Source organism: Rhizobium sp. LjRoot30, from assembly GCF_964253915.1.
In the GTDB taxonomy this organism is placed as follows: Bacteria; Pseudomonadota; Alphaproteobacteria; order Rhizobiales; family Rhizobiaceae; genus Metarhizobium.
Genome location: NZ_CAXUSG020000002.1, coordinates 268101 through 285010, shown reverse-complemented (window position 1 = coordinate 285010; position 16910 = coordinate 268101). Strand labels below are relative to the sequence as shown.

14 protein-coding genes are annotated in these 16910 nt (G+C 62.8%); 11 read left to right on the top strand and 3 right to left on the bottom strand.

Annotated features, from left to right (window positions below):
- Nucleotides 1–28 precede the first annotated feature (28 nt).
- The 6 genes from ACSQ3I_RS05310 (at nucleotide 29) to apnL (ending at nucleotide 7261) form a co-directional block, all read left to right on the top strand.
- On the top strand, nucleotides 29–970 hold the full coding sequence (locus tag ACSQ3I_RS05310; protein ID WP_435996741.1) for a D-ribose ABC transporter substrate-binding protein: 942 nt from the start codon (nucleotides 29–31) through the stop codon (nucleotides 968–970).
- A 68-nt stretch (nucleotides 971–1038) separates the two neighbouring features.
- Nucleotides 1039–1674, top strand: a complete 636-nt coding sequence (locus tag ACSQ3I_RS05305; protein WP_435996739.1) for a DUF2291 family protein — start codon at nucleotides 1039–1041, stop codon at nucleotides 1672–1674.
- A 4-nt stretch (nucleotides 1675–1678) separates the two neighbouring features.
- Nucleotides 1679–3223 (top strand): sugar ABC transporter ATP-binding protein, encoded by a 1545-nt coding sequence (locus ACSQ3I_RS05300; RefSeq protein WP_435996737.1) that lies wholly within the window; start codon nucleotides 1679–1681, stop codon nucleotides 3221–3223.
- Nucleotides 3223–4284 carry an ABC transporter permease gene (locus tag ACSQ3I_RS05295; protein ID WP_435996735.1) on the top strand — a complete coding sequence of 354 codons (1062 nt, stop codon included), beginning with the start codon at nucleotides 3223–3225 and terminating at the stop codon, nucleotides 4282–4284. Before ACSQ3I_RS05300 ends, ACSQ3I_RS05295 begins: the two co-directional genes overlap by 1 nt.
- Before the next feature lie 5 nt (nucleotides 4285–4289).
- Nucleotides 4290–5324 carry a Gfo/Idh/MocA family protein gene (locus ACSQ3I_RS05290; RefSeq protein WP_435996733.1) on the top strand — a complete coding sequence of 345 codons (1035 nt, stop codon included), beginning with the start codon at nucleotides 4290–4292 and terminating at the stop codon, nucleotides 5322–5324.
- Nucleotides 5321–7261, top strand: coding sequence for a D-apionate lactonase (apnL, locus tag ACSQ3I_RS05285; protein ID WP_435996731.1), 1941 nt, complete (start codon nucleotides 5321–5323; stop codon nucleotides 7259–7261). The genes ACSQ3I_RS05290 and apnL overlap by 4 nt, the downstream gene beginning before the upstream one ends.
- A gap of 30 nt (nucleotides 7262–7291) precedes the next feature.
- Here the strand turns inward: apnL and ACSQ3I_RS05280 are convergent, their stop codons facing one another.
- Entirely contained in the window at nucleotides 7292–8185 is an 894-nt protein-coding gene (locus ACSQ3I_RS05280) for a DMT family transporter (protein WP_435996729.1), read from the bottom strand.
- Nucleotides 8186–8301: 116 nt separating this feature from the next.
- On the opposite strand from ACSQ3I_RS05280, the gene ACSQ3I_RS05275 reads away from it, so the two are divergent.
- Complete coding sequence (locus tag ACSQ3I_RS05275; protein WP_435996728.1) at nucleotides 8302–9699, top strand: PLP-dependent aminotransferase family protein; 1398 nt, start codon at nucleotides 8302–8304, stop codon at nucleotides 9697–9699.
- Between the two features lie 3 nt (nucleotides 9700–9702).
- Here ACSQ3I_RS05275 and ACSQ3I_RS05270 read toward each other — a convergent pair whose 3' ends face one another.
- Entirely contained in the window at nucleotides 9703–10689 is a 987-nt protein-coding gene (locus ACSQ3I_RS05270; protein ID WP_435996727.1) for an aldo/keto reductase, read from the bottom strand.
- A 98-nt stretch (nucleotides 10690–10787) separates the two neighbouring features.
- On the bottom strand, nucleotides 10788–12008 hold the full coding sequence (locus tag ACSQ3I_RS05265) for an amidohydrolase family protein (protein ID WP_435996725.1): 1221 nt from the start codon (nucleotides 12006–12008) through the stop codon (nucleotides 10788–10790).
- A gap of 201 nt (nucleotides 12009–12209) precedes the next feature.
- On the opposite strand from ACSQ3I_RS05265, the gene ACSQ3I_RS05260 reads away from it, so the two are divergent.
- The 4 genes from ACSQ3I_RS05260 to ACSQ3I_RS05245 all read left to right on the top strand — a co-directional run bounded on the left by ACSQ3I_RS05260 (nucleotide 12210) and on the right by ACSQ3I_RS05245 (nucleotide 16778).
- Nucleotides 12210–13034: a ferredoxin--NADP reductase gene (locus ACSQ3I_RS05260; RefSeq protein ID WP_435996723.1), complete on the top strand. Its 825-nt coding sequence runs from the start codon at nucleotides 12210–12212 to the stop codon at nucleotides 13032–13034.
- Nucleotides 13035–13145: 111 nt separating this feature from the next.
- A complete protein-coding gene (locus tag ACSQ3I_RS05255; protein ID WP_435996721.1) occupies nucleotides 13146–14237 on the top strand; it encodes an LLM class flavin-dependent oxidoreductase in 1092 nt (363 codons plus the stop codon).
- Between the two features lie 38 nt (nucleotides 14238–14275).
- Nucleotides 14276–15385 carry an RHE_PE00001 family protein gene (locus tag ACSQ3I_RS05250; RefSeq protein WP_435996719.1) on the top strand — a complete coding sequence of 370 codons (1110 nt, stop codon included), beginning with the start codon at nucleotides 14276–14278 and terminating at the stop codon, nucleotides 15383–15385.
- A gap of 145 nt (nucleotides 15386–15530) precedes the next feature.
- Complete coding sequence (locus tag ACSQ3I_RS05245; protein WP_435996717.1) at nucleotides 15531–16778, top strand: ABC transporter substrate-binding protein; 1248 nt, start codon at nucleotides 15531–15533, stop codon at nucleotides 16776–16778.
- Nucleotides 16779–16910 lie beyond the last annotated feature (132 nt).

The window sequence follows — 16910 nt, the reverse complement described above, 5'->3', positions numbered from 1 at the left end:
GGCCGATTTTTCACTTGGGAGGATAAACATGAAAATTACCCGCAGACTGACTCTGGCCGCGTTTGCCGCAACGCTTGCACTCGGCACCGCCATGCCGGCATTTGCCGCCGACCTCATCGCCATCATCACCCCGTCGCACGACAACCCCTTCTTCAAGGCCGAAGCCGTTGGCGCCGAAGCCAAGGCGAAGGAACTGGGCTACGAAGCCCTCGTGCTGGTGCATGATGACGACGCCAACAAGCAGAGCCAGCTGATCGACACCGCCATCGGCCGTGGCGCCAAGGCGATCATCCTCGACAACGCCGGCGCCGATGCTTCGGTTGCTGCTGTCCAGAAGGCCAAGGATGCCGGTATTCCGTCCTTCCTGATCGACCGCGAAATCAATGCCAGCGGCGTTGCAGTTTCCCAGATCGTTTCCAACAACTATCAGGGCGCACAGCTCGGTGCCGAAGAGTTCGTCAAGCTGATGGGCGAAAAGGGCAACTATGTCGAGCTCGTCGGCAAGGAATCCGACACCAACGCCGGCATTCGCTCGAAGGGTTACCACGACGTCATCGACGAGTATCCGGACCTGAAGATGGTCGCCCAGCAGTCGGCCAACTGGAGCCAGACGGAAGCCTATTCCAAGATGGAAACCATCCTGCAGGCCAATCCGGATATCCAAGGCGTCATCGCCGGTAACGACACGATGGCCATGGGCGCAATCGCAGCCCTCCAGGCTGCCGGCAAGAAGGACGTCATCGTCGTCGGCTTCGACGGTTCCAACGACGTCCGCGACTCGATCAAGTCGGGCGGCATCAAGGCAACCGTTCTGCAGCCGGCTTACGCACAGGCCCAGATGGCTGTCCAGCAGGCGCACGACTACATCACGTCGGGCAAGAAGCCGGCTGAAGAAAAGCAGCTGATGGATTGCGTTCTCATCAACGCAGACAACGCCGGCAAGCTCGAAACCTTCGCGCTGGCGCAGTAACATCTCCCAAGCTGACGACGCGGAGGGGCTTGCCTCTCCGCGTCCCTCATTGTTGCCGGAGCTATCCCATGCACATCAGGGCTGTCGCCATGATCCTGCTCGCAACCGCCTTTGCGTTGCCGGGCTGCAAATTTGTCAAGACGGCCGACCAAGCCAAGAATGCTGCGGCCAATGCCTTCGATCCAGACAAGGCGGTGGCCGATCTCTGGGATTCCAAGGTCGTTCCTTATCTCGAAACACGCGGCGCGCCCCTCAAGGAGGTGCTGACGCTGGCCGCGACCGACGTTGATGGCGCTGGTCAGAAATACGGCTACAAGGCCAAGCAGGGCAACGCACCCTGGACCTTCATAGCCAAGGTGGATGGCGTGGTCGTCGCGGAAGAAACCAAGTCGCGTGCCGCCTATGTCGATGTCGACGTCGATGGCGATGCCAAGGCGGATGTGCGCGTGTCCATCGGCCCGGCGATCCGTGGCACGGCGCTGCGCGACAGCCTGGATTTCATCGACTTCAATTCCTTCAAGAACCAGATCGAGTGGGCGGAGTTCGGCAAGTCGTTCAATACCCGCGTCAATGACACGGTCCTTTCCAAGCTACCGCGCGAAGGCCTGACGGGCAAGAAGGTGCAGGCGCTTGGCGCCTATCCGCTCCCCACCTCGGGCCAGCTGCCGCAGCTGGTTCCCGCCACGATCACCATCGGAGGCTGAGGCAATGACGGAGATCGACGACGGCGATGTGATCCTCGAGCTGAAGGATATCACCAAGGCCTATTCCGGCATCGTGGCCTTGAAGAAAGCAAATCTCAAGCTGCGCCGCGGCGCGGTCAACGTACTCGTCGGCGAAAACGGCGCCGGCAAGTCGACGATGATGCGCATCATCGCCGGCGTCGAGCAACCGACCATCGGCGAGATCTGGATGGAGGGCGAACGCATTCACCTTTCATCTCCCGCGGATGCGGTGCGCCACGGGATCGGCATCGTCTTCCAGGAACTTAATCTCTTCGGCAACATGACGGTGGCCGAAAACATCTTTGCCACCCGCGAAATCACCCGCGGCGTGCTCGGAATCGATCACAAGGCACAGGTAGAAAAGGCAAACGCCTTCCTCGACCGGCTGGAGTCCGGCATTTCCGCCGAAACGCTGACCGAAGACCTGCCGATCGGCCAGCAGCAGCTGGTCGAGATCGCCAGGGCCGTGTCGCTGAACACCCGCATCCTGATCATGGACGAACCGACCTCGGCCTTGAGTGCAGCTGAAGTCGATGTGCTGTTCCGTGTCATTGCCGAACTGAAGGCGCAAGGCGTGGCGATCGTCTACATTTCGCACCGGCTGGAAGAGCTGATGCGCATCGGCGACTACATCACGGTGCTGAAAGACGGCCAGATCACCGGCCACGCACTGGTCAAGGACATCGATACCCGCTGGATCGTCCGCTCGATGATCGGCTCCGACGCCAAGGATTTCGCCAAGGAAGTCGATCACGAACTCGGCGACGAAGTAATCCGGCTCGACAATATCACGCTGCCGCGCTCGCAGGGCGGCTATGCCGTCGACCACGTCTCGCTGTCCGTCCGCAAGGGCGAAATCCTCGGCATCTATGGCCTGATGGGTGCCGGGCGCAGCGAGCTTTTCGAATGCATCATGGGCCGGCATGAGCACGACACCGGCAAGGTGTTTATCGACGGCCAGGAGCTTCTGGAGCGCGACACCACCGGCCGCATCGAGCGCGGCATCGCGCTGATCCCCGAGGACCGGCAACGCGAAGGGCTGGTGCAGTGCCTGTCGATTGCCGAAAACCTGTCTCTCGCAAGCCTTGGCCAGTTTCTCCGCTTTGGCTTCCACATCATCACCGGCAAGGAGAAGCAGGCGGTTGGCGATGCCATCCGCAGCCTGTCGATCAAGGCGCGCAATCCGGATTTCGAGGTCACGTCCATGTCCGGCGGCAACCAGCAGAAGGTGGTGATCGGCAAGGCGCTGATGACCGGCCCGAAGGTGCTCTTGATGGACGAGCCTTCGCGCGGCATCGACGTCGGCGCCAAGGCGGACGTCTTCCGCACCATGCGCCGGCTGGCGAGCGAAGGGCTGGCCATTCTCTTTTCCACCTCCGACCTCGAAGAGGTCATGGCACTTTCCGATCGCATCGCGGTGATGAGCAACGGCCGGCTGGTCATGGTCATAGACCGCAACCAGGCGACCGAAGAGGCAATCGTTAAAGCCTCCGCAGAGGGACACACGACAAAAAGGATGCATGCGTGATGACGACAGCCACCCAAACTGCCGCCGGATCGGCCAATAGCGGTTCATTGCTGCTGACGCTGATGAAGCTTCGCACCTTCATCGCCCTTTTCGCCGTCATCATCTTCTTCTCGATCTTCGCGCCGAACTTCCTGTCGACAGCGAACATGATCCTGATGTCGAAGCATGCGACGCAGAACGCCTTCCTGGCGATCGGCATGACCTTCGTGATCATCACCGGCGGCATCGACCTCTCGGTCGGCTCGATCGTCGGCCTGTGCGGCATGATCGCCGGCGGCCTGATCATCTACGGCATCGACCTGCCGATCGGTTACACGGTCTATTTCAACATCCTCGAAGTGGCCGTCATCGTCGCCGTCGTCGGCGTGCTGATCGGTGCCATAAACGGGTTGCTGATCACGCGGCTCAACGTCGCGCCGTTCATCGCCACGCTCGGCACGCTGTATGTCGCCCGCGGCGCCGCTCTGCTCTATTCGGACGGCCAGACGTTGCCGAACCTCGTCGGCCGCGAAGACCTCGGCAATCAGGGTTTTTCCTATTTCGGCTCCGGCACCATTATCGGCCTGCCCGTCTCGGTGTGGATGCTGGTTGTCGTGGCGCTCGGTGCGGCCTATTTCGCCCGCTTCGTGCCGCTCGGCCGTCATATCTTTGCCGTCGGCGGCAATGAGCGCGCTGCCCGCATGTCCGGCATCCGCGTCAGCCGGGTCAAAATGTTCGTCTACATGTTCTCCGGCTTCTGCGCCGCGCTGGTGGGGCTGATCGTCTCGTCGGAACTGATGGCCTCGCACCCGGCGACCGGCACCAACCTCGAACTCAACGCCATCGCCGCAGCCGTTCTCGGCGGCACTTCGATGTCCGGCGGACGCGGCACGATTGGCGGCACCATCGTCGGTGCCTTCGTCATCGGCATCCTCTCCGATGGTCTTGTCATGATGGGCGTGTCATCTTTCTGGCAGATGGTTATCAAGGGTCTGGTCATCATCATCGCCGTCGTCGTCGACCAGGCGCAGCGCAAGATGCAGGCCCGCGTCACGCTGATGCAGATGGCAAAGCAGGGATAAGGCATATGAGCGAGCTTCGTGGCGCCCTGATCGGCTGCGGCTTTTTCGCCGTCAACCAGATGTTTGGCTGGAGGGATGTTGCCGGCGCCGGGATCGTCGCCATCTGCGACCGCGATCCCGAGCGGTTGAAGATTGTCGGCGACCAGTTCGGCATCGAGCGCCGTTACAGCGATGCGGCGCAGATGTTTGCCGATGGCGGTTTCGACTTTGTCGATATCGCCACCACGGTGCAGAGCCATCGTCCGCTGGTCGAAATGGCAGCCGCCCACAGGGTTCCGGCGATCTGCCAGAAACCATTCGCGCCGACGCTTGCCGATGCCAAGGCGATGGTGAAAGCCTGCCGCGATGCCGGCGTGCCGTTGATGGTGCACGAGAACTTTCGCTGGCAGACGCCGATCCAGGCAGTACGCAAGGCGCTCGATTCCGGCGCCATCGGCACGCCGTTCTGGGGCCGCTTTTCGTTCCGCTCCGGCTTCGACGTTTTTGCTGCCCAGCCATACTTGGCGGAGGGATCGCGTTTCATCATCGAGGATCTCGGCATCCACACGCTGGATATCGCCCGCTTCATCCTCGGGGATGTCTCTTCGCTGACGGCGCGGACGAAACGCGTCAATCCGAAGATCAAGGGCGAGGACGTCGCCACGATCCTGCTGGACCACGAGAGTGGCGCCACATCCATCGTCGATGTCAGCTACGCGACGAAGCTGGGTGTCGAACCCTTCCCGGAAACCTTGATCGAACTGGATGGCACGGAAGGCACGATCCGTCTCAGTCAGGGCTACCGGCTCGAAATCACCAATGGCAAGGGTACGGAAATCGTCGATGCATCGCCTACCTTGCTGTCCTGGGCCTCGCGCCCCTGGCACAACATTCAGGAAAGCGTTTATGCTATCCAGCAGCATTGGGCCGAACGGCTCGCGGCCGGAAAAGAGACATCCACCTCCGGCGACGACAACCTGAAGACCTTCGCGCTTGTCGAGGCGGCTTATGAAAGCGCTGCCACCGGCAAGCCGGTCGAAATCGGAGCCCTGCTTGCATGACGACATCGGCCGACCGCGCTTTCCTCCTCTACGGCACGACCAGAACCGAACCGGCGCCGACGGAATTGAAGGCCGGCTGGCTGACGGCAAAACTGGTCGGCGGCAACCTGCGCGACATCCGCTACAAGGGTATCGATGTTTTGCGCGCCATATCCTTTCTGGTCCGCGACCGTGATTGGGGCACCTATGATCCGGCCCTTTTCGACCTGACGGTCGAGGAGACCGACACGCAGTTCACCGTGCGCTACGGCACACGTTGCGATGGGCCGGATGGGACGCAACTCAGCATCGCCGCGACGATTACGGGCACGGCCGACGGCATGCTGGTGTTCGCGGCAGCGGCCGCAACGCCCACCGGCTTTGAAACCAACCGCTGTGGCTTCTGCATTCTGCATCCCATCGGCGGCCTTGCCGGAACGAATGTGTCGATCGAACATGTCGATGGCAGGACCGAGGCGACACGGATGCCCGACTTGATCGAACCCTGGCAGCCGTTCAAGGACATGCGGGCAATCACCCACACCGTCATGCCCGGCATCACCGCCGAATGCCGCATGGAGGGCGACACATTCGAGATGGAAGACCAGCGCAACTGGTCGGATGCCTCCTACAAGACTTATGTCCGGCCGCTGGCGCTGCCCTGGCCCTATATGATCAGGGCGGGAGAAACCGTTTCGCAAACGATCACATTGGCCATCCGCGACGAAGAGCCCGATGCCGCCGTGCTGCTTTCGTCTGTAAACCCCGTAACGCTGCAATGGGGTGAACAGGACGGCGAACTGCCGGCCATCGGCCTCGTCGTGACCCCGGAGGAGGCGAGGGACACGGTTGCCGCCTTGCGGGCACACGACAGTTTCGGCGTGCAGAACCTGCTCCTCCATTTCGATCCCGCAGCCGGGCATGGACGCGCAGCGATAGACACCTTCGTGCCGCTTGCAGCCGCGCACGAGGGCACGGTGACGATGGAAATCGCCGTGCCTTGCCAAAGGCCGCTCGAAGAAGAAATGCAGGAGATTGCCGCCATGATCGGCGAGGCCGGCCTGCGGCTCGATGCCATCATTGTCTCCCCCTCCGTCGACCGCCAATCGACGCCGCCGGGCAGCAAATGGCCGGATTGCCCGCCATTGGAAGAGGTCTATGCGGCAGCGAAGACAGCTTTTCCGACGCTTGCCCTTGGCGGCGGCATGCTGAGCTACTTCACAGAAATCAACCGGAAGCGCGTGCCGGGGGAGCAACTGGCCTTCGTCTCGCATGCCACCAACCCGATCGTGCATGCCGCCGACGATCAAAGCGTGATGGAAACGCTGGAGGCGCTGCCCTTCATCACCCGTTCCTTGCGGACGATCTACGGCGCGAAGGCCTACCGCATCGGCCCTTCGACGATTGCCATGCGGCAGAATCCCTATGGCAGCCGCACGATGGACAACCCGCACGGCGACCGCATTCCCATGGCCAATCGCGACCCGCGCCATAACGGCCTTTTCGGCGCAGCCTTTGCGCTGGGATATGCGGCGGCGGTCACCGATTCCGGCTTGGCGCATCTGACGCTCTCGGCAGCAACCGGTCCCTTCGGCCTCATCGCCGGTCCCGGCGAACCTGTGCCGCAGGGCGGGCTGCGACCGCTGGCGCACGTCGTCAGGGCGCTTGCATCGATGGCAGGATGGGACTGGCGGGAGGTTAGCAGCTCCCGGCCGGGCTGCGTGCTGGCTCTGTGCGGCCACCAGGGCAAGGAGACCGTTCTGCTTTGCGCCAACATCACCGCCGAACCCGTGACGGTCGATCTCGCAGGGTTGAGGGTTCCGCCCGGCGCCTCGTTCTCCGTGCTGGATGAAACCAATCTGGTTGCAGCTTCATCGGGAGACATTCCCTCGATGCCGGCCTCCATCCCGCTTTTCACGCTGGCTGCCTATGGTGTGGCACGCTTGGGCTGGCACTGACGACATCCCAAGGAAGGCTTCGCCGTCCACTTACGTGGGACGCGGAGACACCGGCCGCGGCCGCGCTGCAAATCGACGGGCGCCGAAGACGCAGAGGACGACGCCGGTGGTCACGATCAGCATGGCGACGTTGATCGCCTCGCCCAAAAGCAGTGCCGCCAGCAGCAGCCCCATGAACGGCTGGAGCAGCTGCAGCTGGCCGACGGCGGCGATGCCGCCCTGCGCCAGGCCGCGATACCAGAAGATGAAGCCGATCAGCATGCTGAACAGCGATACATAGGCAAGCCCGGCCCAGGCGCTTTCCGGCACCTGCGACAGCGACGGCGGCAAATCGAAAACTGCAATGCCAAGCATCAGGGGCAACGAGAGCACCAAAGCCCAGGAAATCACCTGCCAGCCGCCGAGACGCCGGGAAAGCCGCGCGCCTTCCGCATATCCGAGGCCGCACACAAGCACCGCCGCCAGCATCAACAGGTCAGCCAAAGGCGAAACGGTGATCCCCTGTGAGAAGGCAAAACCGACGACGAGGGCGCTGCCGAGACCCGAAAACAGCCAGAAGACCGGATGCGGATATTCGCCGGCGCGCAGCATGCCGAACACCGCCGTCGCCAGCGGCAGCAGACCGATGAAAACGATGGAATGGGCGGCCGTGACATGCTGCAGCGCCAACGCCGTCAACAGCGGAAAACCGACAACCACACCAAGCGCGACGATCGACAGCGAGACGATATCCCCGCGCTCCGGCCGCCGCTCCCGAAAAGCGACAAGCAGGCCGAGGCCAAGAATGCCGGCGATCACCGCCCGCGCCGCGGTCAAAAACACCGGATCGAAACCGGCCACCGCCAGCCGCGTCGCCGGCAGCGATGCGGAAAAGATCACCACGCCGACCATGCCGTTGATCAAGCCGCTCGTCGCTCTGTCCATTTCATCATTCTCCATTGCAATTCTGTTTCGACTATCGGCCGTGGGCACTGGAAGAACCAGAGACGATCCAGTACAATCCGAAGAAACTGTTATGGATCGATGAGGAGTACGGTTTCATGTTGAAAGAGACCGAAGGCGGTGCGGCGACCCGGATCGATAGCGTGATGTTGGCCATCCGGGGTCGCATCGTCGATCGCAGCCTGATGCCCGGCAGCCGGTTGCCATCGGTGCGCGCGCAGTCGAAGGCAATGGGCGTTTCCGTCTCCACCGTGGTCGAAGCTTATGAACGGCTTGCCGCCGAAGGCGTCATCCGGTCGCGGCCCGGGTCGGGTTTTTATGTTTCCGGTTCGGTTGCGCCGCTGGCGCTCACCGAAATCGCTCCCCGCCGCGAACGCGATATCGATCCTCTGTGGATATCGCGGCAATCGCTGGAAGCGGAGGCGGAGGCGCTGAAACCCGGATGCGGCTGGTTGCCCGCCTCGTGGATGTTCGACGCGGGCATCCGCCGCGCCCTGCGCACCCTTTCACGCGCTGAAAACACCGAACTTGCCGATTACGGCACGCCACTCGGCCATGCCAGCCTGCGCCAGATCCTCGCGCGGCGAATGGCGGCGAACGGCGTCGAGGTCAAAACCGGGCAGGTCTTGCTGACCGAATCCGGCACGCAGGCCATCGATCTCGTCTGCCGGCTGCTCCTGGAACCCGGCGATACCGTGCTGGTGGACGATCCCTGCTATTTCAATTTCCATGCGCTTTTGAAGGCGCATCGGGCCAAGGCGGTCGGCGTGCCCTATACGCCTTCCGGTCCCGATCTCGATGCTTTCGCCGCCGCGCTGCAAATCCACAAGCCACGGCTCTACATCACCAATTCGGCCATTCACAATCCTACGGGCGCCGTTCTTTCGCCGGTCACCGCGCACCGGCTGCTGAAACTGGCCGAAGAGGCCAATCTCATCATCGTCGAGGACGATATTTTTGCCGATTTCGAAGAGGTGGCGGCGCCACGACTTTCAGCCTTCGACGGCCTGTCGCGGGTGATCCAGATCGGCAGCTTTTCCAAGACGCTGTCGGCGGCGATCCGCTGCGGCTACATCGCTGCGCGGGAAGACTGGATCGACAAGATCGCCGATCTCAAGATCGCCACCAGTTTTGGCGGCGCTCGCCTTGCTGCGGGGATTCTCGCCCTGGCGCTGACCGATGGCAGCTATCGGAAACATATGGAAACAGTGCGCCGTCGCCTGGGAGAGGCGAGGGCCACGACGGCGACACGCCTCACTCGCCTCGGCATCGAACCGTGGCTACGCCCCGGCGCCGGCATGTTTTTATGGTGCCGGCTGCCCGGCGAAACCGATGCGACCGAACTGGCGCGCCGATGCCTTGAAGATGGCGTGGTGCTGGCACCCGGCAACGCTTTCAGCCTGTCGCAGACCGCCCGCAGCTTCATGCGCTTCAACGTGGCGCAATCGTCCGACGAGCGTGTGTTCCGCAGCCTCGAATCGGCGTTGCGGCCGTAACTCTCACCGGATGGTGAAAGCCTCGCAGGCGTCGTAAACGCTTGCCGGAACGGGTTGCTTTACCGAATTGAGGTTGCGGCCGAGCGTCCGCGTATTCGCCGATCCCAGCAGGACGGAGGCAACCTGGCTGTTTTCCAGCGGAAATTTCAGCGCCGCCGTCGCCAGATCCGTACCCGCTTCGGCTGCCGCCTTCTGCATCTGCGCCACACGGTCCTTGATGTCGTCGCTTGCCTCGGCATAGTCGAAATGGGCGCCGGGCACGGGACCCGTGGCAAGGATACCGGAATTGAAAACGCCGCCGATGACCAGCGATGTGCCCCGCGCCTTGCACAGGTCGAGCAGGCCACGTTCGGCGGAACGATCGAGCAGCGTGTAGCGGCCGGCGAGCAGGATGCAGTCCATCGGGGTTTCCTGCAAAAGCTCCATGCAGACCTCGACCTCGTTGACGCCGAGACCCCAGCCCTTGATGACGCCACTGTCGCGCAACGCGTTGAGCGCGGCGATGCCGGAGCTGCGGAACTGCTCCATGTAGACGGCATTCTGTTCGGCGCCGTGGGTGTAAGCGCCGATGTCGTGAACGAAGAGGATATCGAAACGGTCGAGCCCGGTGCGTTTCATGCTGGCTTCGACGCTGCGGCGGATGCCGTCGCCGGTGTAGTCGTATTCGACGACGCAGGGATTGGCATTGACGAAGCCGTAGAACGGCGCGTCCTCGCGGGCGACCGGCCGCAGCAGCCGGCCGACCTTGGTGGAGATGGCAAAATCCTGCCGCGGTTTGGACGCCAGAAAACGTCCCAGACGTTCCTCGGCGAGGCCTGTGCCATACCACGGTGCCGTATCGAAGAAGCGGATACCGGAATCCCAGGCAAGCGCCAGGGTTTCTTGCGCCGATTCCTCGGTGCATTCACGATAGAGGCCTGCAATCGGCGCCGTGCCGAAGCTGATTTCCGTGATCTGCAATCCGGTCGCGCCGACCTGCCGCCTGTCCATGATGTCCACTCTCCCCGATACGGCGAATCCCTATGATCAAACGCTTCGCCGGCCCCTCTTTTGCCGAGCGCCGGGCGCTTGGCAAGAGGCGCCTTGGGTCATTTCGCCTCGTAGCGATCGTAGCGGCCGAAGACGATTTCGGGCAGGGCATTGGCCGGCGGCGTGTTGCGGCTGCGCTGGGTACGGACGATGCCGTCGATGATCGTCATGCCGATGCCCGGCAGGTTGCCCTGCTTGACCGAGTCGAGAATGGTCTTGCCAGGCGCATGCTGGGCGCGGTCCATGATGACGAAATCCGCCGAGCGGCCGACTTCGATGATGCCGCAATCGAGATTGCGCTGGCGAGCCGTGTTACCCGTACCGAGGCAGAAGGCCACTTCCGCCGGCAGGTCGGTAAAGCTGGCGACCAGCGAGATCATCCGCAGGATGCCGAGCGGCTGCACGCCGGAGCCGGCCGGCCCGTCGGTGCCCAAAATCACCTGATCGAGCTTCTTGAGTTCCCTTGCGGTGTTGACGGTGAGGATCGCGGCACGCTCATTGCCGTTGTGGACGATTTCGAGGCCGCGCGAACAGCTTTCGCAGATGCAGATGATCTGGTCATCGGGAAGCGCCGTGTGACCTCCGTTCAGGTGGCCGACGACATCGGTATCGGCTTCCAACACCACATCCTTGTCGATCAGGCCGGAGCCGGGAATCGAGGGGCCGCCGGTGTGGATCGTGCTCTGGATGCCATATTTGCGCGCCCAGGCGACCATCTTCTTGGCGTCGCCCGCATCCTTGACACTGCCGAGGCCGACCTCGCCGAGCAGCGTGACGCCCGCAGCGGCGAGATCCTTGAAATCCTGCTCTTCCATGCCCTTTTCGATAACGAGGGCGCCGGCATGCACCTTGACGCCGGAGGGGCGGAAATTCTGGTAGAAACGCTGTGCCGTGATCGCATGCGCCTTGAGGCCGACGATGTCGCGCGGCCGGCCGGGCGTGTGGACTTCACCGGCCGAGATCATCGTCGTGACACCGCCGTTCAGCGTCGAATCGATCCAGTTGAGCTGCTGCTGGCGCGGCGTGTAGTCGCCGACGACAGGATGGACGTGGCTGTCGATCAGGCCCGGCGAAACCGTCGTCCACATCGCATCGACGATGGTCGTCGCGCCCTCGATGTCGAGATCTTTTTCGTAGCCGACCGCGGTAATCTTGCCGTCATCGCAGATGATGCAGTCGCCGTCGAGGATCGGCTGCTCGATCTTTCCCGAGAGGATGAGGCCGATGTGCCGGATGACCAGCTTGCCTGCCTTTTCGTTGCCGCCCGCTGCTTCTGCCATAATGATAATCCTTCGTTCCCGTGTTTTTGCTGGTCGTTTCCGGCCGTTTCATGCGGCAGGCGTAACCCTTGTGTACGAATGTTAGTCGCGGTCCCCAAACCTGTCGAGCACAAAAAATACCAAAGTCGGAAATGCAATGTTGAGAAAGATTTTCATTCGTGTACAAATGAATTGACCGCGCATTTCGAGAGGATTTTGTCGATGACGACCGCCGATGGAGAATTGCTGGAAAGCCCGAAGCCCGCAACCTATGCCATACCCGACAACGTCTTTGCCGAGACGGTGACGATGGTGAAGCATTATACGGAGCGGCTTTTCCGTTTCCGCATCACGCGGCCGGCCAGTTTTCGGTTCCGCTCCGGCGAGTTCGTGATGATCGGCCTGCCGAATGCGGAAAAGCCGGTATTCCGCGCCTACTCCATTGCGAGCCCCTCCTGGGACGAAGAGATTGAATTCTTCTCGATCAAGGTGCCGGATGGGCCGCTGACCGAGCATCTGCAGAAAATCAAGGTCGGCGATACCGTGCTGATGCGCAAGAAGCCGACGGGCACGCTGGTGCTCGATGCGTTGCTGCCCGGCAAGCGCCTGTACCTGCTCTCCACCGGCACCGGCTTTGCGCCTTTCGCCAGCCTGATCCGCGACCCGGAGACCTATGAAAAATTCGAGGAAGTCGTGCTGATCCAGACGTGCCGGGATGTGGCGGAGCTGGACTATGCCCGCGAACTGGCCGCCGGCCTTGCCGACGATCCGCTGGTCGGGGAATACGCCGACCGCCTGCGCCTCTACCTGACGACGACACGCGAGCCGTCCAGCCATATGGGCCGCATCACCGATCTGATGCCGAGCGGCAAGTTTTTCACCGATACCGGCCTGCCGCCGATCGATCCGGCCACCGACCGCGGCATGATCTGCGGTTCGATGGCGATGCTGAAGGACTGCAAGGCGATGCTGGAAGGTTTTGGCCTCGTTGAAGGCGCCAACAACGCACCGGCCAGCTTCGTCGTCGAGCGGGCTTTCGTTGGCTGAGCCTTGCTCCGTCTGTTGCAGCGCAAAATTTTAAGCCTGAAATAATTCTTGTCAGAGACGGCGCGGCGGATACAGTATCCGCCGTTTCCGCTCCTGCTGATGAGAAGCTCCATGATCAAGCCGCATCCCCTGAAAGGTTCCAACGCGCTGAAACTCGGCGTCTTTTCCGCCAATGCCGACGGGGGGCTGGCAATCACCGACGTTCCCGAGCGTTGGAAAGCCGGGTGGGACGACAATCTCTCGGCGGCCCAGATCGCCGATCGCGCCGGCCTGGAATTTTTCCTGCCCATCGCCCGCTGGAAGGGGTTCGGCGGCAAGAATCATGTGCGCGAATGGAGTTTCGAGACGTTCACCTGGGCGGCGGCGCTGGCGGCCGCCACACAGAACATCGGCTTGTTCATGACGGTGCATGTGCCGCTGGTGCATCCGCTCTATGCGGCCAAGGCGCTGGCGACGGTCGATCATGTCAGCCACGGTCGGGCCGGCCTCAACATCGTCTGCGGCTGGAATCCCAAGGAATTCGCCATGTTCGGCGTGCCGCTGGTGGAAAAGGGTTATGACCAGGCAGCCGAATGGTTGGAGATCGTCGAACGTGCTTATAGTTCCGACGATCCCTTCGATTTTTCCGGCACCTACTACACGCTCAAGGATGCCGTCAGCCGCCCTGCCAGCCTGCAGGCGCCGCGACCGGTGACGATGAACGCCGCCTTCGGCGGGCCGGGCCGGGATTTCGCGGCGAAGAACTGCGACTACCTGTTCACGACCTTTACCGAGATCGCCGAATCCGGAAGCCATGTGGCCGATATCCGCAGCCGCGCCGAGGCGGCGGGCCGCGATGTCGGCGTCTACACCGTCTGCCATGTCGTCTGCCGCGAGACACAGCAGGAGGCGGAGGATTATTACCGGCGTTATGCCGTGACGCTGGCAGACCATGTGGCAGTAGACACGCACATGGCCGGCAAGAAGGAGTTTTCGCAATCCCACGACCAGCAGGCCTACGACCGCTACCGCCAGCGCTTCGCCGGCGGCGCCGGCAGCTATCCGCTGGTTGGCACGCCGGAAAAAATCGTCGCGGACATGCAGGCGATTTCGGCTCAGGGTTATGCTGGTATTGCCCTGTCCTTCGTCAACTACACGCATGAACTACCATTCTTCTGTGACCGCGTGCTGCCCTTGCTGCAACAAGCAGGCCTGCGTCTCTGAAAACAGGAGAGCGCAGGGCAGGCGGCCATGCTAGACAAATGCCGATGGTCTATCGTCTCGACACGATTCCGCTCGACCGGCTGATAACGCCGGTCGCCCGCGCCACGGCGATGCTGGCGCGGCTGGACGAACGCGTCGCCCGCTCGCCCATCGGACCGGGCTGGATCGAGCGGGCGCATTTCCAGGATGCCGTGTCGAGCCTGTGGATCGACGGCGAACTCGTGCATCTCGAAGACCTCGTGTTGCACGACAATCACATGGATATTCGCGCACCGACGCACGAACTCGTGCGCGCCCATTCCGTACTGCGCGCCCGCCGCCAGATTTTTGCCCATCCGCCGGACTGGGCGCTTTCGCCCGCAGGTTTGCGCCAGCTGGCCGGTCGCGGGTCTGCGGAAGCCCCGGCGTTGCCGGCAGCCGATCCCGCGCGGGAACAGAAGGACGACGAGACGGACGATGGCGAGGAGCACCGTCTGGACGAAGAGCTGGCCGCAATCGACGCCGTGCTGAAACGCTCCAGCGAAACCATGGCACGGCTGCGCAACGATGGTCCCGACTCGACCCCGCGTGAGCGCGATCCCCTGGCCTACGATCTCGACTGGGACGAGGATGGCCGGCTGGATGAGTGGCAGCGGCTGGTCGAGGCCAGCCAGCATCTGCCGCCGGCGCTGCGGGGTGTGCTGCTGCTCGACGCCTGGCGCACGATCGATGTGCTGCAGCATGTCCCGTGGCTCGGGCGCCTGCTGGTGGCGGCACTTCTGCGGCAGGCCGGGCTTGTCACCGCGCACCTCGCCGCGCTCAACAGCGGCCTGCGCGCCGTGCCGCGCGAGCTGCGCCACGCGCCGGACCGCACGACCCGGCTGATTGCCCTGCTGCAGGCCATGGAAGAGGCGGCGACGCTCGGCCTGAAAGAGCACGACCGGCTGGTGCAGGCAAAGGCGCAGATGGAGCGGCGGCTGAAGGGGCGGCGGTCGAATTCCAAGCTGCCGCAGCTTGTCGATCTCGTCCTGTCGCGGCCGATGGTGTCGTCGACGATGATCGAGCAGGAGCTGAAGGTGACCCAGCAGGGCGCCCTCAACCTGGTCGCCGACCTCAACCTGCGCGAGATGACCGGACGCCGGCGTTTCCAGGCCTGGGGCGTGATATAGCGCAAAACAGCCGAAATTCGGCCGAAAAATCAGACTTAAAGATATAAGAGGGAACTTCGGGAAATCGGGTTCCGCCGGCTCTCCCATACTCTCCTCCCGTTGGTGGAGAACCCCCGTTGAGGAACGGGCCATGGGAGGAACGAAAATGAAAAAGTGGTTGTGGACCACGGTGGCTGCTGCCGCCATGCTTTCGGCTGGCTCGGCGCTTGCCGAGGATATCAAGATCGGCGTGCTCGCCACGCTGGAAGGCACCTATACTGTACTCGGCGAGGATTCCCTGCGCGGGGTCGAGGTGGCGCTGAAGGAAGTCGGCGACATCGACGGCAAGAAGGTCACGCATATCGTCGCCTCGACCGATACGACGCCGGATAGCGCCGTGCGTGCCGCCCGCAAGCTCGTCGAGCAGGACGGCGTCACGGTGATCGTCGGCCCGCTCTCCGGTTCGGAAGGCATTGCGCTGCGCGACTTCGCCAAGCAAAACCCGAACATCACCATCATCAACGGCCTGTCTGGCGCCCAGGAAGCGACCTATGTCGATCCGGCCGCCAACTTCTTTCGCTTCAACATGGACGGCGCGCAGTGGGGTGCCGGCCTTGGCGAATATGTCTACAACGACAAGGGCTGGAAGAAGGTGGCATCGGTCGCCGAGGATTACTCCTTCGGATACACGAACTTCCTCGGCTTCGCGCTCGGCTTCTGCCAGGCAGGTGGCGAGATCACCGAGCGCCAGTGGGTGCCGCTCGGCACCAAGGACTTCGCCTCGATCATCGCCTCGCTGCCGGATGATGTCGACGCCATCTATGTCGGCCTCGGCGGTGGCGATGCCGTCAACTTCCTGAACCAGTACCAGCAGGCCGGTGGCGAAGCCCACCTGATCGGCGGCACGATCATGGTCGACGGCACGGTTCTCAACGCCAAGGGCGATGCCAAGAACGCGTTGATCGGCACGCCTTCGGGCGGTCCCCAGGCGGATACCTCGGACGACCCGGCCTGGACCAAGTTCGTCAAGGCCTATCAGGATGCCTTCCCGGCCGACAAGCGTTTCCCGTCGCCGTCGCTGTTTGCGACCGGCTATTACAACTCCACCATGGCGACGCTGAAGGCGCTGCAGCAGGTGAAGGGTGACGTTTCCGGTGACCAGAAGGCCTTCCGCGACGCGCTGGCGAAGATGGAACTCGATGCGCCGAACGGCCACATCAAGCTCGACCAGAACCGCCAGGCAATCGGCACCAACTTCATCAGCGAAGTGGCCGAAGGCCCGGACGGCAACCTGATCAACAAGCTGGTCAAGACCGTGCCGAACGTCAACCAGACGCTCGGCCTGCCGGCAGACGTTTTCGCTTCGATCGGCCTGCCGTCGCGCGATACGCCTGTTTGCAAGAAGTATCAGTAACAGCCTGAAGCGCCGGGCCGGGGCCTTTCGCCCCGGCTCCAGTTTCCATCCCCCGCGACGCCTTGTCTGCAAGCGGGGACGGGCAGCGCCTGTCCCCGCATCGGGTCGGGCTGCCGGCTGGCAAGCCAGTAC